This window comes from Ruegeria sp. EL01 (assembly GCF_900313035.1).
In the GTDB taxonomy this organism is placed as follows: Bacteria; Pseudomonadota; Alphaproteobacteria; order Rhodobacterales; family Rhodobacteraceae; genus Ruegeria.
Map to the genome: position 1 here is coordinate 71,091 of NZ_OMPS01000041.1, position 23,629 is coordinate 94,719.

Annotated in this window: 22 protein-coding genes; 10 read left to right on the top strand and 12 right to left on the bottom strand. The window is 55.9% G+C overall.

Annotation, left to right across the window (positions count from 1 at the left end; all coding sequences use genetic code 11):
- Positions 1-79 precede the first annotated feature (79 nt).
- Together D9K61_RS16245 and D9K61_RS16250 are read left to right on the top strand one after the other, a co-directional pair.
- A complete protein-coding gene (locus tag D9K61_RS16245; protein WP_120634503.1) occupies positions 80-1,036 on the top strand; it encodes an AraC family transcriptional regulator in 957 nt (318 codons plus the stop codon).
- 109 nt (positions 1,037-1,145) lie between these two features.
- The gene (locus tag D9K61_RS16250; RefSeq protein ID WP_120634248.1) at positions 1,146-1,514 is read left to right on the top strand and encodes a hypothetical protein; all 369 of its coding nucleotides are present in this window, start codon (positions 1,146-1,148) and stop codon (positions 1,512-1,514) included.
- 357 nt (positions 1,515-1,871) lie between these two features.
- Here D9K61_RS16250 and D9K61_RS16255 read toward each other — a convergent pair whose 3' ends face one another.
- From D9K61_RS16255 to D9K61_RS16295, 9 genes are all read right to left on the bottom strand, one after another.
- Entirely contained in the window at positions 1,872-3,614 is a 1,743-nt protein-coding gene (locus D9K61_RS16255) for a Mur ligase family protein (RefSeq protein WP_120634249.1), read from the bottom strand.
- A gap of 14 nt (positions 3,615-3,628) precedes the next feature.
- The gene (gene cphA, locus D9K61_RS16260; protein WP_120634250.1) at positions 3,629-6,430 is read right to left on the bottom strand and encodes a cyanophycin synthetase; all 2,802 of its coding nucleotides are present in this window, start codon (positions 6,428-6,430) and stop codon (positions 3,629-3,631) included.
- A gap of 37 nt (positions 6,431-6,467) precedes the next feature.
- On the bottom strand, positions 6,468-7,343 hold the full coding sequence (locus tag D9K61_RS16265) for a cyanophycinase (RefSeq protein WP_120634251.1): 876 nt from the start codon (positions 7,341-7,343) through the stop codon (positions 6,468-6,470).
- 42 nt (positions 7,344-7,385) lie between these two features.
- Complete coding sequence (gene iadA / locus D9K61_RS16270) at positions 7,386-8,555, bottom strand: beta-aspartyl-peptidase (protein ID WP_120634252.1); 1,170 nt, start codon at positions 8,553-8,555, stop codon at positions 7,386-7,388.
- 443 nt (positions 8,556-8,998) lie between these two features.
- The gene (locus tag D9K61_RS16275) at positions 8,999-9,505 is read right to left on the bottom strand and encodes an N-acetyltransferase (protein ID WP_120634253.1); all 507 of its coding nucleotides are present in this window, start codon (positions 9,503-9,505) and stop codon (positions 8,999-9,001) included.
- Between the two features lie 18 nt (positions 9,506-9,523).
- Entirely contained in the window at positions 9,524-10,591 is a 1,068-nt protein-coding gene (locus tag D9K61_RS16280) for a DUF3445 domain-containing protein (protein WP_120634254.1), read from the bottom strand.
- 13 nt (positions 10,592-10,604) lie between these two features.
- Positions 10,605-11,567, bottom strand: coding sequence for a PDR/VanB family oxidoreductase (locus tag D9K61_RS16285; protein ID WP_120634255.1), 963 nt, complete (start codon positions 11,565-11,567; stop codon positions 10,605-10,607).
- Positions 11,564-12,160, bottom strand: coding sequence for a dimethylamine monooxygenase subunit DmmA family protein (locus D9K61_RS16290; RefSeq protein WP_120634256.1), 597 nt, complete (start codon positions 12,158-12,160; stop codon positions 11,564-11,566). The genes D9K61_RS16285 and D9K61_RS16290 overlap by 4 nt, the downstream gene beginning before the upstream one ends.
- 55 nt (positions 12,161-12,215) lie before the next feature.
- Positions 12,216-13,361 carry an aminomethyltransferase family protein gene (locus D9K61_RS16295; protein WP_120634257.1) on the bottom strand — a complete coding sequence of 382 codons (1,146 nt, stop codon included), beginning with the start codon at positions 13,359-13,361 and terminating at the stop codon, positions 12,216-12,218.
- A gap of 339 nt (positions 13,362-13,700) precedes the next feature.
- Between D9K61_RS16295 and D9K61_RS16300 the strand changes: the two genes are divergently transcribed.
- From D9K61_RS16300 to D9K61_RS16330, 7 genes are all read left to right on the top strand, one after another.
- On the top strand, positions 13,701-15,074 hold the full coding sequence (locus D9K61_RS16300) for an ammonium transporter (RefSeq protein ID WP_120634258.1): 1,374 nt from the start codon (positions 13,701-13,703) through the stop codon (positions 15,072-15,074).
- Positions 15,075-15,085: 11 nt separating this feature from the next.
- Positions 15,086-15,301, top strand: a complete 216-nt coding sequence (locus D9K61_RS16305) for a hypothetical protein (RefSeq protein ID WP_120634259.1) — start codon at positions 15,086-15,088, stop codon at positions 15,299-15,301.
- Positions 15,302-15,447: 146 nt separating this feature from the next.
- A complete protein-coding gene (locus tag D9K61_RS16310) occupies positions 15,448-16,377 on the top strand; it encodes a glutamine amidotransferase family protein (RefSeq protein WP_120634260.1) in 930 nt (309 codons plus the stop codon).
- A gap of 1 nt (position 16,378) precedes the next feature.
- Entirely contained in the window at positions 16,379-17,062 is a 684-nt protein-coding gene (locus tag D9K61_RS16315) for a protein GlxC (protein WP_120634261.1), read from the top strand.
- A gap of 20 nt (positions 17,063-17,082) precedes the next feature.
- The gene (locus tag D9K61_RS16320; RefSeq protein WP_120634504.1) at positions 17,083-18,411 is read left to right on the top strand and encodes an FMN-binding glutamate synthase family protein; all 1,329 of its coding nucleotides are present in this window, start codon (positions 17,083-17,085) and stop codon (positions 18,409-18,411) included.
- Between the two features lie 80 nt (positions 18,412-18,491).
- The gene (gene glnT / locus D9K61_RS16325; RefSeq protein ID WP_120634262.1) at positions 18,492-19,820 is read left to right on the top strand and encodes a type III glutamate--ammonia ligase; all 1,329 of its coding nucleotides are present in this window, start codon (positions 18,492-18,494) and stop codon (positions 19,818-19,820) included.
- A gap of 80 nt (positions 19,821-19,900) precedes the next feature.
- On the top strand, positions 19,901-20,611 hold the full coding sequence (locus D9K61_RS16330; protein ID WP_120634263.1) for a type 1 glutamine amidotransferase: 711 nt from the start codon (positions 19,901-19,903) through the stop codon (positions 20,609-20,611).
- Between the two features lie 47 nt (positions 20,612-20,658).
- Here the strand turns inward: D9K61_RS16330 and D9K61_RS16335 are convergent, their stop codons facing one another.
- Positions 20,659-21,093, bottom strand: a complete 435-nt coding sequence (locus D9K61_RS16335; RefSeq protein ID WP_120634264.1) for a group II truncated hemoglobin — start codon at positions 21,091-21,093, stop codon at positions 20,659-20,661.
- A gap of 140 nt (positions 21,094-21,233) precedes the next feature.
- Between D9K61_RS16335 and D9K61_RS16340 the strand changes: the two genes are divergently transcribed.
- On the top strand, positions 21,234-22,079 hold the full coding sequence (locus D9K61_RS16340) for a DMT family transporter (RefSeq protein WP_120634265.1): 846 nt from the start codon (positions 21,234-21,236) through the stop codon (positions 22,077-22,079).
- 242 nt (positions 22,080-22,321) lie between these two features.
- Here D9K61_RS16340 and folD read toward each other — a convergent pair whose 3' ends face one another.
- Together folD and D9K61_RS16350 are read right to left on the bottom strand one after the other, a co-directional pair.
- Positions 22,322-23,224, bottom strand: a complete 903-nt coding sequence (folD, locus tag D9K61_RS16345) for a bifunctional methylenetetrahydrofolate dehydrogenase/methenyltetrahydrofolate cyclohydrolase FolD (RefSeq protein ID WP_120634266.1) — start codon at positions 23,222-23,224, stop codon at positions 22,322-22,324.
- Positions 23,225-23,275: 51 nt separating this feature from the next.
- Entirely contained in the window at positions 23,276-23,581 is a 306-nt protein-coding gene (locus D9K61_RS16350; RefSeq protein WP_120634267.1) for a chorismate mutase, read from the bottom strand.
- Between the last annotated feature and the right edge of the window lie 48 nt (positions 23,582-23,629).

A 23,629-nucleotide genomic window follows, 5' to 3' on the forward strand; every position in this document is an offset into this window, starting at 1 on the left:
TATATGCCTTTGCGTCCCAAACTTCGTGCAGATCGTTCAGTTAGCTGTACAAACGCATCAGATGCACCATGATAGGATCATGCTTGATCTTCTCAGTGATATTCTCACCAACATGTCGATGCGTGGTTCATTGTACTTCCGCACGTCGTTCACAAAACCCTGGGGCGTCGCAGTGCCCAGCTATGAAAACGTGGCGCGGTTCCACTTCGTGCACCGCGGTAATTGTCTGGTGAGGGTCAATGGCGTCGCGGACCCAATATCGCTTAACCAGGGAGATTTGGTCATCATTCCGCACGGCACGTCCCACGACCTTTATTGTGGTCATGAGCCTGAGCGCACAATCATGCCGCTGGATGTGGTTCTGGAGCGGTCAGGCTATGAGGGGTCGGGTGTACTGGTCTACGGCGGAGAAGAGCCGCTGAGCGAAACGCAACTCATCTGCGGTCATTTTTCTTTTGACCCCAAATCGCGGCACATTTTGATGGAGCGATTGCCACCCTACATTCACCTGACCAACTACGGCGAACGCGCCGGCCGTTGGATGGAGGCCACATTGCGTGTGATCGGCGAAGAAGCCGGTGGAAGAAAAATGGGCGGAGACCTCATTGCGCTCAAGATGTCGGAAGCGATCCTGGCTCAGGCCATAAGAAGTTTCATTGAGGGTAGCGACGCCGAGGAATCTTCCTTGGGCGCGTTTTCCGATAAGAACCTGAGTCGCGCCTTGGACGCCTTTCACAAGGCTCCAGCGGAGCGGTGGACGGTCGAGGCACTTGCAAATGTCGCGGGCATGTCGCGAACCGGTTTTGCCGTACAGTTTCAAAAGTTGATGAAGATGTCACCGATGGAATATGTCACAGGCTGGCGCATGGAAATCGCCAAGAGAGTCCTACAAAAGGCCGATGCCTCATTGACCGATGCTGCCGAAAGTGCGGGGTACGCCTCGGATTCCGCCTTTACCCGCACCTTCAAAAAGGAAACGGGCATGACACCCGCCAAATTTCGCAAGGCGGAAAAGTCCAGTCATTCACAGATTTGAACGATCTGCATCAAATCTTGGACCGCTCGACATGTTTTGAAATATTCCTGTGTTCTACTTTGAATCTACCGACGCTGACTAGCAGCTTCCTACAGAGAAAGAAGAACTCATGTTTCCACGCTTCATCACCAAATCCATCCACGCATATCTCGACTACCCCGTTGCCATTGGCCTGATCGCAATGCCGTTTCTGTTCGGGCTTGGCGAAACGACCCCTCTGGCGTTTTGGCTCTCGGTTGTAACTGGGGTCGCGGCCTTTGTACTGACTGTCCTAACGGATCATCATCTGGGCGTCATTCGGGTTCTGCCTTACCCCCTCCACCTTGCGGTTGATGGTCTTGTTGGGATCGCCTTTGTAGCCGCTCCCATCGTGCTTGGTTTCGCAGGCCTGGACTTTTGGTACTACATGGTCCTTGGCCTGACAGTTCTTGCTGTCGTCGGGTTGCACCGGCCTGATGATCAGGCGGCAATGGCATAAGAGACCCCGATTTTTCAGGGGCCGCATGCCGCATGCGACCCTTCTCATATCACGGCAGAACATGGCAGGTAACCGAGTTCGTTGAGGATGGGACAGAAACCCGTCAACCAAGACATCCCGTCCGACGCCCGATAAGTCGTTTGGGACTTGATCTGCGAAAACCATCAGGGCCAGTAGCCGCAGGCGGAAAGTGTGAACTTCCTACATTCGCGAAAGCAACCCCACCTGATCGCCAAAGCGGTTATTCACAAGTGAGAGGGCGCAACCTCTTTGCGGTGGCTAAATCGCAAATTTTCGAACATTGTCTCGGGCTGAGTTATCCCGTGACTGGTCTACGGCGGCATCAGAACCAATCCGTCAGGGTTGGTTCTCCAAGAGTTCAAACACTGCATCACGTTCGGATAGCACGAGCAATAGTGCCAAGTCGCCGGGCTGTAACTGGTCTAAGATAATACGCGCCGCTTCTGTGGGCGAGCCAGCGGAAAGCACGCTATCTGATCTTAGACCTGCATCGATCGCAGCGCGCCGTATCAGAGTTGGAATCTCCCCAAGTTTTCGCCCACGTAAATAGCCCTCCATTTCGACGGCCACGACCACATCTGGTTTGAACTTCATCGCGGTCAGAGTGACGTCATGTATATCCTGGTCAGATCTGTCACCCGCGTGGCTAAGCATGATAAACCGCCGTTTGGCCGGGATGGCGGACATAGCATCACATACGGCAGCAATCGAATGTGGATTGTGTGCAAAATCGACGAACACACGTGCGCCATTATATGAGAACTCATTACAACGTCCGGGATTATCCCGTGCATTGGGTTTGAATTCTGCAAGGCCGGCGCGGACAAAGCGCTCGTCCACATTCAATGCCTTCCCAACACAAAGAGCGGCCAACGCGTTGGACACATTGTACTTGGCCGCACCATTCATCGTGATCGGCACATCGCGAACAGACGTCAACAAATGCTCGGTTTTGCCATCAAAGAAGACAAGCATACCGTCCAGCAGATATGCGCAGGGGATGCTATCGGCACGCGATGTTTTGATTTTTGGTGCGTTGTGATCCAAGGAAAACCACCAGATCGTCGCATCGACACGATCAGCTTCGGCGACAACAAAGGGGTCGTCGGCGTTCAAAACCAGCACACCGTCCTCGGACAAGGTTCTGCGAACTGCAAATTTGGCCTGGGCCAGATCAGGGACAGTGTTCACGCCATATTGCCCTAAATGGTCATTGGCGACATTGGTGACCACGGCAACCCTCGCCCGGCGTGATGGCAGACCGCGCCGCAGAATGCCACCGCGGGCGACCTCAAGAATGGCAACCTCCAGCCGGGGATCACGCAACAGCATTCGGGCCCCGCCCGGACCTGAATAGTCGCCGTGGTCAAGAATATCGTCACCGACGCGGACAAAATCTGTGGAGGTCAGCCCCGCTGTCATCCCCGCCACTCGGGCAATTGCTGCGCAAAGCCGGGTCGTTGTGGTCTTGCCATTGGTTCCGGTGACAAAGGCGATGGGCACATCATGAAGTGCCGCCCAGTCAACCTGATCCGGCGACGGCAAAGAGTCGACCGGCCACACCTGACTGCCAGTGCCATGCCCGATCGAGATTTCATCGTCATCACACAAGACATCAACACTGCGGCTTTGGGCGGCAGCGATCAAAGCGATCAGGGCCGGGTTCGCCTCTTTCATCATTACCGTTTTGACATCCGCAATCATGGTGGCGAAATCACCCGGTGTTTGCCCAAGCAACTCTGCGGCGCAAAAGTGCCACGCAGTCTGAGCTGCAAAAATCGAGGAATAGAGCTGATCCATCGGGGCCGAAATGGCGAGGTTCACGCCGCCTTGAAACTGACGAACGATGCGATCCTCTTTTGGCCAGCCCAACGCATCCAGCACCCTACGGGAGTGACGTTCCCATAATTGCGCAATCAAATCACGCTTTGCGTCCTCACAAAACACGTCAATCACTGCGCCCGGGCGGTCCCAAAGCAACCCCGGCCCGGTCAGGCGACGGGCATCGTCAACACCAAGATCGTCCGCAGTTGCACTGGCAATCGTCAATGCTGTTTCAAGTTCTTCGATACGATCCATCGGCGATCCTCCGATCAATCGGCTTCTTCGTCAATTTCGCGCGCAAGACGCACACCACGCTCGTCCCGGATAAGCGACTGGTCGGACTCAAACATCTCTTCGAAATCTGTCAAGGCGACAGGTCTTGGGCTTTGCATCTCGGCTTCGGCTTCATCATCTCCGGCGTTGTGATAGATGATTTGCTTCCAACAACGCGCGCTGTCATCGCCGAAGATCACGAGCAGGTCGCCTGCGGATGCCATCTCCAATCCGGCACTCACCGCTTCGACTTCGTCTGGAATCACGCTGATTGCATTTTCGGGCACACCGTTTCGCATCAACTCTGCCTTGATCATCTGCGGTACTTCATCATGGCCACGCCCACGGCGGCGATCATCCGCCTTGCAGATGTAGTGATCAAAATGTCCAGCCAGGATCCCCGCGCTTTCCAGAATATCCTCGTCTCGCCGATCACCCGGCATCGCAGCCACCGCAATACGGCGGCGCTTTACGTCCATCCGGTCCACAAGATCGGTCACCACGCCAATGGCCGCCGGATTATGTGCATAGTCCAGGATCACTTTGAACGGATGCTCGTCAAAGACATTCAGCCGACCCGGAGCCTGGAAATAGCTGGTGTCAAAGGTCCGCAACCCATGGCGAATGTTGTCCAGATCGACGCCGAAACTATAGGCCATGGCCGCCGCGAACATCGCGTTCTGGACGTTAAAGATCGCTTTGCCCTCAAGCGCCGCAGGTATCAGATGGGACCAGAGCACGGGCATATGCAGACCATTATCGTAGATGGTCAGCATGTCCCCATTCATGCCGCTTTCCAGCACGATGGCCTTACCGCCTGCCTTGATATGTTCTTTCACCAGACTGTGCCCGGGATTTGTTGTGACATAGAAGATTGCATTGACGTCTGCGTAATCCGCCATCTTAAGGCAGTTTATGTCGTCCGCGTTCAGAACTGCCGTTTCTGTTGCGCTTTCGACAACCACACGTTTGACGACTGCCAGCTCCTCGACCGTGTTGATCCCGCGCAAGCCAAGATGATCTGCAGATACGTTAAGACAGGCCGCCACATTGGACCGCTGGTAACCAAGACCGGACCGCACCAGCCCGCCCCGCGCAGTTTCCATCACCGCAAAATCCACCATCGGATCACGCAGAACGATCTGAGCGGATTTCGGGCCGGTCATATCGCCCTTGACGCTGAGCTTGCCATCCACATAGACACCGTCGGTCGACGTCATGCCAACGATCTTGCCGCTGCCTTTCATGATATGACCAAGCATCCGTGACGTCGTGGTTTTGCCATTGGTGCCGGTGATTGCAGCGATGGGGATGCGCACCTCCTCCCCCACCGGAAACAGCATGTCCATCACTTTGCCCGAGACGTCACGCGACTGGCCCTCAGAGGGCGCGACATGCATGCGAAATCCCGGCGCTGCGTTCACTTCGACAATCGCACCGCCGATTTCCTTGTAGGATTTGGTGATGTCGTCGATCAGGAAATCGACCCCGCCAACATCCAGACCCACAGCCATGATAGCGCGCTCTGCCATGTCACGGTTGTCGGGATGAACAACGTCGGTCATGTCTATCGACGTACCACCCGTCGACAGATTTGCGGTCGAGCGCAGGTAGAAAACCGCGCCTTCGGGCAAAACGGTTTCAGCACTGTATCCGGCTTCGTCCAGCAACCGGTTGGCCTGATTGTCCAACTCCAGCTGAGTCAACACCTTTTCGTGGCCAATGCCCCGGCGCGGGTCGAGGTTCACAATGTCTATCAATTCGGCAATGGTGCTTTTGCCGTCGCCGACCACATGCCCGGGCACGCGCTTCGCTACCGCCTCAAGCTTGTTGTTGATGACCAGCATCCGGTGGTCGAATCCGGTGACAAAACTTTCGACCAGGATGGCACGGCTTTTGGAATGTTCCTTGGCTTCCTGAAAGCCTGCCTCAACTTCTTCGTCCGTGTTGAGATTGATCGACACGCCCCGCCCATGGTTTGCGTCCAGCGGTTTCACGACAACCGGATGACCAATGCGGCGCGCTGCGCGGGTAGCTTCGCGGCCGCTATAGACCATTTGCTGCTGTGGTACCGGCAGCCCGAGATCGTTCAAAAGATTGTGCGTGTCTTCCTTGTCGCAGGATATTTCGACAGCGATATGCTTGGTTTCAGAGGTAATCGTCGCCTGAATCCGCTTTTGATATTTGCCGTGACCAAACTGGACCAATGAGTATTCATTGAGCCTGATCCAAGGGATATCGCGCTCTTCCGCCGCTTTGACCAGAGATCCGGTCGAAGGGCCAAATTCCTTGCGTTGCGCGCGCAGCACGAATGTGCGCAGCGCTTCTTCCCAATTGAAATCCTCATCGAACTCATAATCGGACTGATCCTTCAGTGCCTGCGGCAACAGATGCATCAGCAACCGCAACGCCAACTTGCCCGCATCTAGGCCGACGTCGCGCTGTCGGTACTGGTAAACCATATTATACTGCCCTGGCTCACCGGTGGACCGGGTTCGCCCAAAGGTCACATCAGTACCTGCAACGCCCTGAATTTCCAGCGCGCAATGCTCCATCACATGGCCAAGCCAGGTCCCTTCATCTTCGCGCAGACGTCGAATGAACCCGCCCGGTTCACGATAAGAACAGCCATGCTCTGACAGTCCAGGCAATGCCGTGATCAGCCCGTCGATGAACTCGCCACCGATTTTTGCCGAGGGCCAGTCTTCTAATAATCCCAAATCAATGACATGTCGGATGACCGGAAAGCTCGCCCAGACGTTTGGACCGACATAGACATTGGTTGAGACAATTTTCATAGGCTTCCCCGTTCAAGAATTATTGTTCCCGCCCCGATCACCCGATGTCGCCACCACTCGGCACTGGAAGGGTGCAGAACGCCGCATGCTCGTCGGGTGGATAGGCTTGACGCGCCGTCAGATCATAACGGCATCCTTCACCCAAAACGTCAAGACGGAGGCCCAGAAGGCTCAACGCTTCGCCGCGGCGCGCGTCCCACATGGACGAATGAGTCAGGTGGCTGGCATCAACAACTGTTACTGTTCCGCTGCCTACAACCTCCACAATATTGTCGGAACCGATGAAGGCCGCCGTGTCCTCGTCGATCCCCAAGCCAATCAGAAAAGGGTTGAAGGATGAGGCGGTTAGCAAGCGCCCCAAACGATTGCGCTGGGTGAAATGTTGATCGATGATCACAGCATTGGTCAGCCCCATACCGGGCGCCAGAGTGATGTTGCCTTCTGCCGGTGCTGCATTGCTGCTGCCACCGGCAACCATGTGTTCTGACATGATGGAGGCACCGGCAGATGTGCCAGCGACAGGGACGCCCGCCGCATTCCGGCGCCGAATCTTTTGCGCCACGAGAGTTCCGCCGAGAATTGCTGAAAGGCGAAGCTGGTTGCCGCCTGTCATGAAAATTCCGGTCGCCCGATCCAACATATCGGCAAACTCCGGATTGTCGCAGTCGGCGCGGCGCGAGATGGGCAAAAACTCGACCGCACCCGCCCCCAGGTCAGAGAAGATGCGGTGATAGTCGGGACCGGTTTCTTCCAACATCGATGCCGTCGGAATCACGACGATATCTGCGTCTGACCCGCCGGATAACTCCAGAAACTTCCGGTGGATCTGCATCTCTTTGACCCGGTCTTCGCCCCCACCGATCGGAATGATAAATCCACGATCCGTTTCTTCTTGTGCTGGTGCTGGGCACATGGCCGTTCTCTGTCCTTCGTTTGTCCCGATTGTTCGGAGGGTCTATTTCCTGGTTTCGTACATGCCCCGACGCACTGTCTGATGATCCTGTACGTGCCATTTACCACGAGCCATAACATCCCGAACGCCCAGATCACCATCCAAAATCACCAGGTCGGCATCCATTCCAACGGCCAGGCGACCTTTGTGATGCAGTTTCAACAGGTCTGCGACATTGCGCGTCAAAGGTGTCAGCGCTTCGGCAAGCGGGACGCCCAACCCGACAAGCTCGACCAACGTGTCAGGCAGGGTCTGAGAAACGCCCACCCCGAACCGCGTCAGTATGCCATCGCTGTCAAAGGCCGGCAGACACCCGCCCCCGTCTGAGCTGATTGTGAAGCGTTCAGCCCGACCTCCGGCCTCACGAAACTGCAGGTACGCCTCGGCAGCCGAAATTCCGGGGTCAACATGACCCTCAGGAAAGGCAGTCGCGTCGATAAAGCAACCTTGCCGCGCAAGCGCTATAGCCTGCTCGAATAAGGGTCTGTTGCGATTCACATGGGTCGGGTTGAAGACCCGTGCAGGGATCTCACTGGTTTCGATTGCCTGTTCCAGCATTTCCAAACCACGGGGGCCATCACCCATATGAAAATGCACAATTCCCGCTTTGCCCGTCATCAGACCCGCGACATGCGCCTCGCTGGCAATCCGCAGAACCTCGTTCAGTGTGGGTTGGCTGGACCGGTGGTCACTCAGCGCCAGTTCACCGACGCCGATTACCGGATCCAGAAACACAATATCACCCCGTGCAGAACCGGTCAGCAACGTCAGGGGAACATGGTATCCACCGGTGTGACACCACGCCGATAATCCTTCTTCGCGCAGCCAATAGGCCTGCGCCACCAAACTTTCGGTGTTTCGGGTCAAATCGTCTGTACCAAGGACGCCAACGACCGAAGTGACGCCAGCGGAGGTGAAGGAGGATAGCTGAAGCGGCGGAACACGGCTTGACGCCCCGGTTTCACCCCCGCCGCCGGTGATATGGGCATGTCCATCGATTAGGCCGGGGACAACTGAACCTCCGCCCAAATCATGCAGGGAAACGTCTAGTGCAGCGGGCAAAGCCGGTAATTCGGCACCAAGATAGACGATTTTCTCGCCAGCAATCAGAATAGAACCTGATCCAAGTGGGTCGGGCGCATAAATCTCTGCATTGGTCAGAAGTGTTAGCACATGCCAAACCTTTTGAAGATTTCATCGCTTTCGTAACGGCTTGCCACCCGGTTTACAAACTCAACGCTGGTTATGCGGGCCTGAAAGACGGAAACACCCAATCGGTATCGGCAAAATTGGTGGTATTAATACATCCGGGGAGAGGGAAGCAATTTATCAGGTGGAGCAGCACCCGTATTGCGGTTCGTTTATCCCGTTTGGACTGGAGTAGTCACCCAGCGCCGGACGCTTTCGCAAGACGCATCGATCCCGCGCTTCTGTAGCATCTCTTCAACTTCGCGCAGTCGTAAATTGAAACAAACATGGAATCACATAGCGTGCGCAAAGATCTGGGGCAAAAATCGGTGACGCTGACTTCATCGCCCTCACCTAGTCCAATTCCCGACATGAGCAACCGAACGATGGTTAATGTAACACTACCTTCCAGCGTTATCTTTCGGTAGCTAACTATCCACAGACGAACTGATCGCCTTACGCAATCGGTATTCTGTCGGGCGATCGCACCCCGCATGAGAACCCGTGCCTGCGATCATGAATCCGAGCCTGGAAAAGGCCCGGTGATTTTCGGTCAATTCCACGCGTGTTTCCAGCTCTAATGCGGGTAACCCTAGCTCAACCGCGCGGCGTTCTCCGTGTTTCACGAGCATCCGACAGATCCCCTGCCCGCGCTTCTCTGGCTGCACCGCGAGCTTGCCTAGATGCAGGCTTTCGGCTTTAGGTGTCAAGAACATGCATCCAAAAAGCGGTCGGCCAATAGCCCAGATTTCACCACCATCTTGGCAATGGGTCCGCATCCCCGCCACCGTCAAGCGGTGAACCGAGGATGGCGGATCTATTCGCGTGTCCATGTATTGGAACAATACCTGAAGCAATTCGAGCACATCACGTAGTGCCGACCCGTCGCTCTCGATGCGCCAGATTGGATGATCCTGATCTCCTGCCGGGTGCATAGCGAACAATGACGCTACCTACTTCGACAATGGTGGTTCCGTTTCGAGATCCGGCCAAATGCCTGGCGACGTCGGAAGGCCATCGTCAAACTGGGTGAGGTAGTCAAGCATCATCGGTCGATTGTCGATGAATCCTTTGTAAGTGGCCAATTCGTCGGGCAGGTCACGAATGACCCGGTGCAGACGGCGGCCCCATTTGGGGACGGTCATCAGATCCTCGAAACTGCACAGATAACACCGGATCGGGAATAACATGGCGTTTGAACGCGGCAGGCGAAAGAAAGTCTGTAGCTCGACCCGCAGATGTTGCTTTTGGCCGATGTTCTCAGGCGTTAGCGTTGTTTTTTGAATACCCCATTTATGGTAGTTTTCGGGGCTGGTATCCAGCAGCGGGTTCACTGTCATGGTCCAGTTCAGACGACGCGCAGGTGCGCCCTGCTGGATATTAAGCAGAAATTTCAAGGCGCGCTGAAATATACCCATTTCATGAGCCAGCGGCACCGGAGCATGCCATTCAAAAAAATTCATACCGATGTCAAAATCCAGGCTCCAATCGGCCTGTGTCGTCACCATCCCGGCATCCATCCACAGCATGTCATCACGCTGATCCAGCACCGCATAGTCGCCCTGCGCTTGACGGGTGATGTATTCCATCGGGCCGTAGGGCAGAGTTGTTTCATCCATGAAGGTAAAGCTGTGGTCGATCCCCATGGGTCTATTGATCCAGCGCCACTGGTTACCGTTACGGTGCAGTTCGAACAGGTCCGGGTAGTCCTCGGATTTGCAGACCATGATCAGTTCCAGAATGTCCCAACCCGCCAGTGTCATATGCGGCAGGGATTGGCAGCGCAGAGGGTCCTGATCCAGAACAATGGCGCGGTCTTTCATCTCCGAAACGTAGTGTTCGTCGACGTCGAACCGTTTTTCGTATACCGACCCTTCCGGCCCGCCGCGGTGCTGCTCCATATTGACCGCATACATGTAGCTGTCTTCGTGGAACGGAAAGGGGAAGCGTTTAATGGCCCATTCCGAGTTACGGAACGTATATTTGTCGCGAAAGGTTTCGTCGTTGAATTGAATGGTCATGTCGGGCCTCTCCTCAGCGGTCCAGCACGAGGGACTTGCCCTCGAAACGCGATACACAGGGCATGATTTTCTTGCCCGCGGCCTTTTCTTCATCCGTCAGCCAATGGTCGCGATGAACAAAGTTACCCTCGTGGTCCAGAACAACGGTTTCGCACTGGCCACAAGCTCCGCCGCGGCACAGATACGGCGCATCGACACCATCGCGTTCGATGGCCTCAAGCAGGCTTTCGTTTTCGCCAACATGGACAACCTTATCTGACTTCGCCAACCGAACCTCGAAAGGCTTACCGGGCTGAGGTGCTAAGAACTCTTCGTAATGCACGCAATCCTCGGGCCAACCTTCAGAAGCAGCGGTATTGCGAACCCAGTCAATCATGCCTTTGGGACCGCAGACATAGACATGTGTGCCCAAAGGCTGCCCGCTCAATAGGGTCTTCAGATCTATCGTCTGGTTTTGATCATCATAGTACAGCTGCGTTTCATTTGGGAACCGGTCCGTCAACTCATCCGCATAGGATGCCAGGGCCTGGTTGCGACAGGCATAGTGCAGCTCCCAATGTCCGTGCAGCACGTCCAACTGTTTTATCTGGGCCAAAAACGGCGTAATGCCGATGCCACCCGCAAGAAACAGGTGCTTGCGTGCCCGCAAATCAAGCGAGAACAGATTGACCGGGTAGCTGATGGTCATTTCATCACCCAGCTTGACCTGCCGGTGCATGAACAACGACCCGCCCCGCCCCGCATCGTCACGGCGTACCGAAATCGTGTATGACGATTGATCGAACGGATCGGACATCAGCGAATACGGGTTCAGGCGGGTAATACCGCCATCCTGCATTTCGACCACTGTATGTGCGCCGCCCGAAAAGGTTGGCAACTGGCCACCATCAACTCGTTCGAACCGGAACCGTGTCACCAATTCATTCAGCGGGGTGACCTCGGTCACTTTAACCTGGATTTTTTCGGCGCCACTCATTCGTATATCGCTTTCTGTTCGGGCACGTTGCCGTGATCCTCGGCATCAACGCGCACGCCCTGATAGGCCGCCAACCGACGCGAGTAGTGATCGCGCACAAACAGGTTGAGCCCGCAATGGGCACAAACATAAGGATCAACCTCGACATCTTCGGTGATACCTTTGCAATGCACGCACTGCATCCGGCGGGCAACAGACCCACGATGCTCTGTCTGAATGGCGGTGTGGGGAATACCGACGGCCGTTGCTTCGTTCATGGCCTGACCCATCACGCCTTCGGTACCGGACAGATAAACCTGCAGCCCCATATGCGCATCCGACAGAACGCGGCGAATTCGCTGAAGCGACGCTGAATAAGAGGGGCCTTCATAAAACTGCGCGGAGTTCAAAGCCCGCAACCGATCTGCGAAGTCAGTGTTGCGAGGAATGTAGATGATATGTGTATGCGCCATCAGCTCGGGCGTCGCGATGTCAAGAGTGGCTTTGGCCCCTTCGGCCTCGGCGATCATGAGATGATGTTCACCTGAGCGAACCTCTAGCGTGCCCCAGACCGGGCGGCTTATGATTGACTTGGGAAATTCGAACTTTGACATTTTGCCCTCAAATAGGATCGGGGCGCCGCGGTTTCTCCGTAGCGGCCCCTGAATATCAGCCTTTTGCGGTACGGATGGCCTTATCCTTGTCATAGAACGGCATCTCTTCCGCCGTTGCCGCGATCTCGGTTCCATCACCATTGCGAACCGTCAGCTTGGTACCCGGCGCTGCACAGCCTACCGGCATCCGTGCGATACCAACATTGTGGCCATTGATTTCGGAGTACATACCAAAGGTGACAACACCGACCTTTTCGCCGTTTTGCAGCAGGTCTGCGCCCTCATCCGCCGGTGTCGTGCCCTCAAGCTTGACGCCATAAATCTTGAATCGCTCTTTGCCTTCTGCAGCATAGTGGTTCTCGGCACCGATAAATCCTGTTTTCCCGGGCGAGACGGTGAATTCCAAACCCAACTCCCATAGCGTGTCGCCACAGGCCTCGCCTTCGAACGGATAGGTTTCTGAGTTGTCACCGGGATAGAACAGCAGGTAGCTTTCGGTGCGCAGCAAATCGAGCGTCGAGAACTGAACCGGGACGATGCCCATATCCTTGCCCTCGGCCAGTATATTGTCCCACAAATGCACGGCATGCTTGGCCTGACAGAAAATCTCGTAGCCACGCTCGCCGGTGTAGCCAGTGCGCGAGATCATGACCGGGCAGCCATAAAGCTTGGTCTGCATAATGCCGAAATAGGCCAGATCGCGAATCCCGGGAATATGCTTGGCCAGGAAATCCACGGCCACGGGTCCCTGCAACGACATGTCGTGCATGTCGTCATCGAAAATGACCGAGCAGTTCTTGCCCGCCGCCACCGATGTCAGCTGCTCCATACCTGTTCCGGTTCCGTGTACAACAAGCCATGTGTTCACCGACAAACGGTAGATAATGCAATCATCTACGAATTTGCCTTTTGCATCCAGAATCGAGGCATACGTGGACCGACCCGGCATGATCTTTTCTACGTTCCGGGTCGTAACCCGGTCGATGACATGGGCCGCGTCTTCACCAACCACATGAACCTTTTTCAGACCCGAGACATCCATCAAACCCGCTTTGGTGCGGATGGCCTCATAATCGGCTTTGGCGCGCTCGGGACTGTGGTCGTAAAACCATGCGGTTCCCATCCCGTTCCAGTCTTCAAGCTCGCCGCCGATTTCGGCGTGACGCTGCGCCAGAGCAGACGTCCTCCAGAGAATGGCCATGGTTCATGTCTCCCGTTGGTTGCTTTTGTTGGCATATTGAGACCGATGTCAGACTGAAAATCAACACTTACGTGCAGATTTTTTTCCTGATGGGAATATTTGCCTGCAATTATTGCACCCTAAAGATACCTGCCAAGAGCCGGCATAATTACGTTTTTGCACGGCGTTAGTGCAAAATATCACATGGCCAAACACGTTAGAGGCAGCGGAGCAAAAGATGTTTGCCTCACATATCTATTGACAGACGGTCGATGAAATTGTCCCCTGAGTGTACTATATTTCCCAGCAGGAAAATCTTCGGAGAGGGATTTCCTACTGCAACAACAGGGAGACTACGAAGTGGATGGTAATCTAAACGCACTCACGACGGTCTTTACCGAGTTTTACTACTGGGTAACGGTCGTATTCATGTTCCTCATCCATGTGGGCTTTTGCATGTACGAGGTAGGCGCCAGCCGCGCCCGTAACCATATGCACACATTGATGAAAAACATCATGATCATACCGCTGGTGACGGTCACATTCTTCTTCTTTGGATGGTGGATCTACTGGGCTTTTCCGAACTTTCCGTTCTGGGGTGGTCTGGACACTGCAGCTGGTGCAGCAAATCTGCCTTGGGCTGACACGATGGCGACCAATCTGGGTGATAGAATCACAGGGGTCTTTTGGGCGGCATTCCTGCTGTTCTCATGGACTGCGGCGTCGATCGTTTCGGGCTCTGTAATCGAACGGATCAGATCTTCGGCGCTCTGGGTACATGCGGTTTTGATCGGATCGGTCTTCTGGATCATCGATGCCGCATGGGGTTGGCACTATGCTGGCTGGATGGTGCGCGTTCTTGGATACCACGATGCCTATGCATCGGGCGTTATCCACGCAATCGCAGGCGGTTACGCACTTGGTGTGATCATGGTTCTGGGCCCGCGCCTGGGCAAATTCGCCAAGGACGGAACGCCACGGGATATCCCACCGCATAATCCGTGGTTGCTGACGATCGGGATTTTCCTGATCTATACTGGGTTCTGGGGATTTTATGCCGCATGCAATGTGCCCATTATCGCGCCCGAAGTTATTGACGGTCAGATCACCGGAGTGACCTGGACGGCGACCAACATCTATCTGGCCCCAACAACGCTATCGGCGATCACCTTCAACTTCCTGATGTCGCTGTCTGGTGGATTGATGGCTGCCTATGTGATCTCCAAAGGCGATGCGTTCTGGACCTTCTCAGGCGGGCTTGCTGGTATTATCACTGCGTCGGCTGGCAATGATCTGTACCATCCGATCCAAGCGATGATCATCGCCGCAATCGGCGTCGTGATCGTATACAAACTGCATTACTGGGTGGAACGCCGGTTCAAACTGGACGATGCCGTGGGTGCTGTTGCTGTCCATGGATACGCCGGAGTCGTCGGGCTGGTGATTTCGGGCTTCGTCCTTTGGGGTGTTCCGTCATCCCCATACGAGGGCTATGCCACAATCAATCCGATTGGCCAGATCACTGGCGCGATCATCATGTTCTTTGTTCTGGGTTTCCTGCCCGGCTGGATCGTGGCCAAAATGCAGGCGGCTGCCGGTGTCCTGCGGATCCCGGAAGAAGTTGAACTTCAAGGCCTCGATTACGCTGAGCATCATGCCTACGAGGACGCCAAAGCAGCGATCATCAAAGCCGACAAAGAAGAGCTGGCCGCCCGCGGCGTAGCCGCAAAATAGGGAGAGTAGTTATGTCAACAAACGGATACACAAGCTGGGCAGTCGATCTGGCCGAAGTTGGACCGGTTTATCCCTTTCAGGGTTACGAAGTCCTGATGGTCATCATCGGTGTTGTCTTCTGGATCGGCTGGCATCGCATCCAATTTGTCCGGGAAGGCGAGCACCTTGAAAAGGCACGCCATACCGGAGACGAAGAGAAGGTGAAAGCGCAGTTGGAGCGCTACTGACTTACTGCAAACGCTGGCAATGGGCGCAAAATTCGATATTTCGCCCATTGCCTCTAAGGAAAATTATTTTCCTATGATTATTGATGTCCTGCGATTTTGTTGGTAGCGTCGAATCATAACGAAACACACAAGGAGATCTGCCAGCCATGTGCGGAATTGTTGGATTATTCCTCAAAGACCAGTCTCTTGCACCCGAACTGGGTAGTATGCTGACAGACATGCTGATCACGATGACGGATCGCGGCCCCGATAGCGCCGGAATTGCCATCTATGGCGACGGTTCCATTGGAAAAGCCAAGATCACGCTTCAATCGCCCAATGCTGACGATGACTTTGTCGGGTTGGCCGAAGAGCTGGGCAAAAGCCTGGGCGTGGCGGTAACGCAGACGGACAACGACACGCATACAGTGCTGGAAATCCCCGCCGGGCAATTTGAAGCTGCACGCTCCGCCCTGGCTGAAATCCGGCCTTCCGTGCGCATTATGAGCCGTGGCGAAAGCCTCGAGATTTACAAAGAGGTTGGCCTGCCCAAGGATGTGGCAGACCGGTTCAACCTGAGTGGCATGACCGGGACTCATGGGATCGGGCACACACGCATGGCGACGGAATCCGCCGTGACGACAATGGGCGCTCATCCGTTCAACACCGGATCAGACCAGTGTCTGGTTCATAACGGGTCGTTGTCCAACCATAACTCATTGCGCCGCAAGCTGCGCCGTGAAGGCGTCACTATTCAGACTGAAAATGACACCGAAGTTGGTGCTGCCTATCTGACATGGAAAATGATGAATGGGGCTACTTTGGGCGAGGCCCTGCAATCCAGCCTGGATGATCTGGATGGGTTTTTCACCTTTGTAGTGGGTACCAAAGATGGCTTTGGTGTTGTCCGCGATCCAATTGCCTGCAAGCCGGCCGTTATGGCAGAGACAGATCAATATGTGGCCTTTGGCAGCGAATATCGCGCGTTGGTGAATTTGCCTGGCATTGAAGATGCACGTGTTTGGGAACCCGAACCGGCCACCGTCTATTTCTGGTCCCACAATGACAGCCCTACATCCCAAGAAAAGGCCGCGTGAAATGCAGACCTATGACCTTGAAGCAGAAGGACTGCGGGGCCTGAACTCGACCCTGCAAAAGCAGCGCGGCGAGACAAACCAGACAAGCTGGCAGGTGGTAAACCCCAAGGGAAGCCACGCCATTGCAGTTGGGCTGGACGCACCGATTGAGGTGACGGTCAAAGGCTCGACCGGGTATTATTGTGCCGGGATGAACCAGCAGGCAACCATAAAGGTCGAAGGCTCTGTTGGTCCGGGCGTGGCCGAAAACATGATGTCCGGTCAGGTCATCGTCGATGGTGACGCCAGCCAATACGCCGGAGCGACCGGCCATGGCGGATTGCTGGTGATCAAAGGTAATGCCAGCTCGCGCTGCGGCATCTCAATGAAAGGGATCGATATCGTCGTGCATGGCAACATCGGCCACATGTCCGCCTTCATGGCACAGGACGGCAATCTGGTTGTATGCGGGGACGCAGGGGATGCGCTGGGGGATTCACTCTACGAAGCCCGGCTGTTCGTACGTGGTTCGGTCAAGAGCCTCGGCGCGGATTGCATCGAGAAGGATATGCGTCCCGAGCATCTGGATATCCTGAGGGATCTGCTGGCCCGCGCGGGCAGCGACGCCAAGCCAGAAGAGTTCAAACGCTATGGTTCGGCCCGTCAGCTTTATAATTTCGACGTTGATAACGCCGCCGCTTACTGAGGAAGAAGGGTATGAAAGATATGGACGATCAGATCCCCCGCACCCTGCCGATCCAGTCGGCGACATTTTCCAACCCGATCAATGCCGAGATCCGTCGCGCCGCTGCGACCGGCATCTATGACATTCGTGGGGGGGGGGCCAAACGAAAAGTACCTCATTTCGACGATCTGCTGTTTCTGGGTGCGTCGGTATCGCGCTATCCGTTGGAGGGTTATCGCGAACGTTGCGATACCTCAGTAACGTTGGGCACCCGCTTTGCCAAAAAGCCGATCGAGCTGGATATCCCGATCACCATTGCAGGCATGAGCTTTGGTGCCCTGTCCGGCCCGGCGAAAGAAGCTTTGGGCCGCGGCGCATCCGCAGCGGGCACGTCAACCACCACCGGTGACGGTGGCATGACACCAGAGGAACGCGGCCATTCGACCAAGCTGGTCTATCAGTATTTGCCTTCGCGTTACGGCATGAACCCGAACGATCTGCGCAAGGCTGATGCAATTGAAATTGTGGTTGGCCAAGGCGCTAAACCCGGCGGCGGCGGTATGCTGCTGGGTCAGAAGATCAGCGACCGCGTGGCCGAGATGCGCACCCTGCCCAAAGGCATTGACCAGCGCTCGGCCTGTCGCCATCCCGACTGGACCGGCCCGGACGATCTTGAGATTAAAATCCTCGAGTTGCGCGAGATCACCGATTGGCAAGTGCCGATCTATGTCAAAGTTGGTGCGACACGCCCTTATTACGACACTGCTTTGGCCATAAAAGCTGGCGCCGACGTTGTTGTCATGGATGGCATGCAGGGTGGTACGGCGGCTACGCAGGACGTGTTTATCGAACATGTCGGACTTCCTACTTTGTCTTGCATACGCCCCGCCGTTCAGGCGTTGCAGGACCTAGGCGTGCATCGTGAGGTGCAGTTGGTTATCTCGGGCGGGATCCGCACCGGGGCCGATGTGGCCAAGGCTTTGGCGCTGGGTGCAGATGCGGTTGCTATCGGTACGGCCGCTCTGGTTGCCCTCGGGGACAACGATCCCAAATGGGAAACCGAATACCAGAAGCTGGGCACAACAACCGGTGCATATGACGATTGGCACGAAGGACAGGACCCGGCGGGTATCACCACGCAGGACCCCGACCTGGCCGCACGTCTGGACCCAGTCGATGCGGGCCGCAGGCTACGTAACTACCTGAAAGTTATGACGCTTGAGGCGCAGACTATCGCGCGCGCCTGTGGGCACAATCACCTGCACAACCTCGAGCCCGAGGACTTGTGTGCCCTGACAATGGAGGCCGCCGCCATGGCGCGGGTGCCGCTGGCGGGAACCAGTTGGTACCCCGGTAAGGAAGGGTTCTGAATAGATGCTGCGCGGCTCCCTGATGGGGGCCGCGTTTTTGCTTTGAAAAACTAAAATTCAACAGGGAAAGGAAAGCAATCGTGACGACAGATCTCGCAGCTTTCGCAAAAGAAAAAGGCGTCAAATACTTCATGATCTCGTTCACCGATCTGTTCGGTGGACAGCGGGCTAAACTGGTACCCGCGCAGGCAATTGCCGACATGCAGGAAGACGGCGCAGGCTTTGCCGGGTTTGCGACCTGGTTGGATATGACCCCGGCCCATCCGGATATGCTGGCGGTTCCTGATCCGTCTTCGGTCATTCAATTGCCGTGGAAACCCGAAGTAGCCTGGGTCGCGGGCAACTGTGTGATGGAGGGTCAGGATGTAGCTCAGGCGCCGCGCAACGTGCTGCGGCGGTTGATTGATGAGGCCGCCAGTGAAGGTTTGCATGTAAAAACTGGCATTGAGGCCGAGTTTTTCCTGCTGACCCCGGATGGCGAGCAGATCAGCGACCCGTTCGATACTGCCGAGAAGCCCTGCTATGACCAACAGGCGGTAATGCGCCGCTATGATGTGGTTCGTGAGATTTGCGACTACATGCTGGAACTGGGCTGGGGCCCGTATCAAAACGACCACGAAGATGCGAATGGCCAGTTCGAGATGAATTGGGAATTTGATGACGTCCTGCGCACGGCCGACAAGCATTCCTTCTTCAAGTTCATGACAAAATCGGTGGCCGAAAAGCACGGGTTGCGCGCCACTTTCATGCCAAAGCCCGTCGAGGGGCTGACCGGCAATGGTTGCCATGCCCATATCTCGGTATGGGATGCACCGGGTGATGCGGCAAAAACCAACGTCTTCGCGGGCGAAGGCGACGGCCCCACTGGCGAGGTGGGCTTGGGCGAACAGGGCAAGTATTTCCTTGGCGGTATCATGAAACATGCCAGCGCGCTGGCGGCGATCACCAACCCGACAGTGAATTCCTACAAGCGCATCAATGCGCCGCGCACCATGTCGGGCGCAACATGGGCGCCCAACACGGTGACCTGGACAGGCAACAACCGTACCCACATGGTCCGTGTACCAGGACCCGGCCGTTTCGAGTTGCGTCTACCCGATGGGGCAACCAACCCCTACTTGCTGCAGGCGGTCATCATTGCCGCTGGCTTGTCCGGCATCCACAACAAGGCCGATCCGGGACGTCGATACGATATCGACATGTATGCCGAGGGCCACACCGTGACCGACGCCCCCAAGCTGCCGCTTAATATGCTCGACGCCCTGCGTGACTATGACAAGGACACCGAGCTGAAGGCGATGATGGGTCAGGAATTCTCAAGCGCGTTCCTCAAAATGAAGCATCAGGAATGGAACTCGTTCGTGTCGCACTTCTCGCGATGGGAAAAAGAACACACGCTGGATATCTGATCCTTTGAACCAGACGACAATCAGGGCCGCAGTTTGATCTGCGGCCCTATCTTCTTTAACCAAACTGCTACTTTAGCCGCATGAATGTTCTAATCTTCCAACATACGCCAGGTGAAAATCCGGGCGCGTTTCTTGAACATATCTCGTCGAATGGCGACACTGCCCGGATTGTTCGCCTTTATGATCGGCAGCCAGTACCCGATTTGGCAAACTTCAATCTGTTGCTTGTTCTGGGCGGTCCGATGGACGTCTGGGAAACCGAGACCCATCCTTGGCTTATCGCAGAGAAACAGGCCATCAAGACGTGGGTTCGGGACTTGAAGCGACCGTATTTTGGCATTTGTCTGGGCCATCAACTGTTGGTTGATGCGCTTGGCGGACGATGTGCCCCTATGGTACAGCCCGAAATCGGTGTGCTGCCTGTTGATCTGCATATCAACGCGCAATGTGATCCGCTTTTCGGTTCCTTTCCCGGGCAATTCGAAGTGCTTCAATGGCATGGGGTCGAGGCGATCGAACTGCCGCCCGGCTCGGCAGTTCTGGCGCAGTCCGCGGGTTGCGCCATTCAGGCATTGCGCGTCTCAGACTGCGCGTGGGGCGTTCAGTTTCACCCCGAGCTTGTTCAGGGTACCATAAAGTCCTGGATGAATGATCCGGCCAATCATCAATGTGCCGTCAACTGGCTGAGGTCAACTGACGCGGCGCATACCATGTCAATGGAAAGCGACAAAATTGCCGATGATCAATTCAGGATGACGTCTGAGATCTACGCGAATTTGCGTCAGATCTGATTAATATTTATGGGGTCAGGAGTGGGAACGCAGAATTATACATCCGCTTAGCCGGGTGCTTCCACGTCTCTTCCCGCATCATCTTCAACCCGCCAATCGGGCACATCATTGACCAACATCAATGCAGCCCGGCGCAGCGTGGCGCGCATCTTATCGACAACCGGACCGTCTATGCCGCAATCGTCCAAAGCCGCATCAAAGGTATCCAGCCAAAGCTCTGCATCGGCTTCGCGTATCGGCACATGAGCGTGGATTTCTCGCAGATCCATGTGACCAAAACGCTCACGATAGTAGGACCGCCCACCTAGAAAACCGCTCAGAAATTCGAACTGAGCCTGCCTGGTATGATTCAGCCCATGGCCGCGAAAATGTAACCGGTGCAGTGAATGGGCTGCCGGGTCAGTTTCCATACGGTCGTAAAACCGTTCGACAACAGCACGCAGTTGTTTTTCGCCGCCAAGTTGATCCAAAGCAGATGACATGCGTCGGGTCTCCGGGTCTTCATTGCCAATAATATTGCATAACAGGAAAATAAGTTTATCAACAGTGGCATGTTGGCGCGGCTTCGATCACTAACTGGAGAGATGTCGATCGGAAGTGTCCCGACATCAGAGCTGTTCACATGAGTGCGCTGGCGCTTGGTCTGCTGGCTGCGATGTGCTGGGGTGTTCACGATCTGGCGGTTCGGTATATCAGCCAATCGGTGAGCGTGATTGCCTCGCTCATGGCTGTGTTGGTTTTCGGTGCCATGCTCCAGTTTGGTTTGGTGGTCGCGTTGCGAGATTTCGGCCCACAAACCAGCACGGCGGTTTCTTACGCTATCCTGACTGGCGGGTTTTACCTTCTGGCGGGTCTTAGCATGTATACGGCGTTTCAGCGTGGGCCGGTCAGATTAGTAGCCCCACTTGTAGCCAGCTACCCGGTTTTGTCGGTGATCCTCGCAATATGGCGCGGCTCCGCGGTCACTGCAGGGCACTGGCTTGCTGTGATCGCAATTGGCATTGGAGTGTCCATCGTCGCCGCCCGATCCGAAAGCAACGAGGCCAATTACCCTGCCGCCGGACCAACCATCGTGTTGTCATTACTTGCTGCAATCGGGTTCGCCGCAGCATTTGCTCTGGGTCAATATGCCACTGAACTCAGCGATGAATTCACCGTTTCGCTGATCGGCCGGATCACAGCGATCCTTGCACTGGCCTTGATCGCCATTGCATCTCGCAAGTCGATTTGGCCGGGGATGCGGGCCTTGCCTCTGTTATGTCTGATGGGTGTGTTGGACGCTGTCGCAATTCTTAGCGTGGTTGCAGCCGGAGGGCTGCCAAATGCCCAGTTCGCCTCTGTCGCGGCCTCAGTATTTGGGATGCTGACTGTTGTTCTTGCATGGGCCGTATTGAAGGAAACCATGGCGTCCAGCCAATGGTTTGGCTGTGTCATAGCATTTGCTGGAATTGGCTATCTGGCCCTCTGAACATCACACCAAGAGATGGCCACCCCCTGCGCCCAATGAGCCCGAAATCGCACTGCCCTGCAAGCAATCGACCTCGTCCGGGCGCACCGGTCCTGCGTTGTTCCATGCTCCTGTGCGTTCTGGTCCGTCATATGCGTACAGCAATTCTCCATCGGCGTATTCTGCCCCAGAACCGCTGATCCAGAGGCATCCCCATACCGAGATACGGCAGCTACTGCCCGGCCATTGGTCGGTAGCAGCGCTTAGGCCGTTAGGCCTTCAGGTTCTGGTAGTTTGTTAGCGCGGCATGCTGCGGTTAGGGTGTTTGCGAGGAGGCAGGCGATTGTCATGGGGCCGACGCCGCCGGGAACGGGGGTGATGGCGCCGGCGTGTTGGGACGCGCTGGCGTAGTCGACGTCGCCGACGAGGCGGGTTTTGCCTTCACCTTTTTCGGGCGCGTCGATGCGGTTGATGCCCACGTCGATGACCGTGGCGCCCTCTTTGATCCAGTCTCCGGGCACCATTTCCGGGCGGCCCACGGCGGCGATGACGATGTCGGCGCGGCGGACCACATCGGGCAGGTCCTTGGTGCGGCTATGCCCGATGGTCACGGTGCAGCTGTCGCCCAGCAGCAACTGCGCCATCGGCTTACCGACGATGTTCGAGCGGCCAATGACAACCGCGTCCATGCCCGACAGGGATCCATGGTGGTCGCGCAGCATCATCAAACAACCCAGCGGGGTGCAGGGCACCATCGACTTCTGACCGGTGCCCAGCAGACCCACGTTGGAGATATGGAACCCGTCCACATCCTTGGCGGGATCAATCGAGTTGATCACCAGGTCTTCGTTCAGATGCTTGGGCAGTGGCAATTGCACCAGAATCCCATGCACTGCCGGGTCGTTGTTCAGCGTGTCGATCAGCGCCAGCAGGTCCGCCTCGGACGTGTCGACATCCAGCTTGTGTTCGTAAGAGTTCATGCCGACCTCAACGGTCATCTTGCCCTTGGAACGGACATAGACCTGGCTGGCCGGGTCTTCGCCCACCAAAACCACGGCCAGACCCGGCGTGATGCCGTTTTCCTCTTTCAGCTTTGCAACCTGATCGGCCACCTGCGCGCGCACCTTGGCGGCAAAGGCCTTTCCGTCGATAACCTGCGCTACCATCCTTTGATCCCTTCTTTCAAAACCCAAACGGGCGCAGAGCGCGCCCGGTCTTTACTCGGGGCCGAGCACACGTTCCTCACGTGCAATCGACCAGTCAATCAGACTGCGCCACAGCGTCTCGGCAAGATCGGGGTCCATCCCCATCTCAGTCGAGCTGGCGCGCACCTTCTGCACCACATCTTCCACCCGATCCGGGATGCGGGCGGGCAAGCCCTCGCCCGGTTTCAGCTCTGACGCGCGGTCGATATAACCTGCGCGGGTCACCAACAATTCGATCAACTGGCGGTCCAGCCTGTCGATCTGAACCCGCAATTCCCGCATGGAAAGACAGTCCTGTGGCGATGTCAGAGTGGGCATGTTCGTCTCCTCATGGCCCGGGGATTCCCCGGACCACGAGATGTCTTA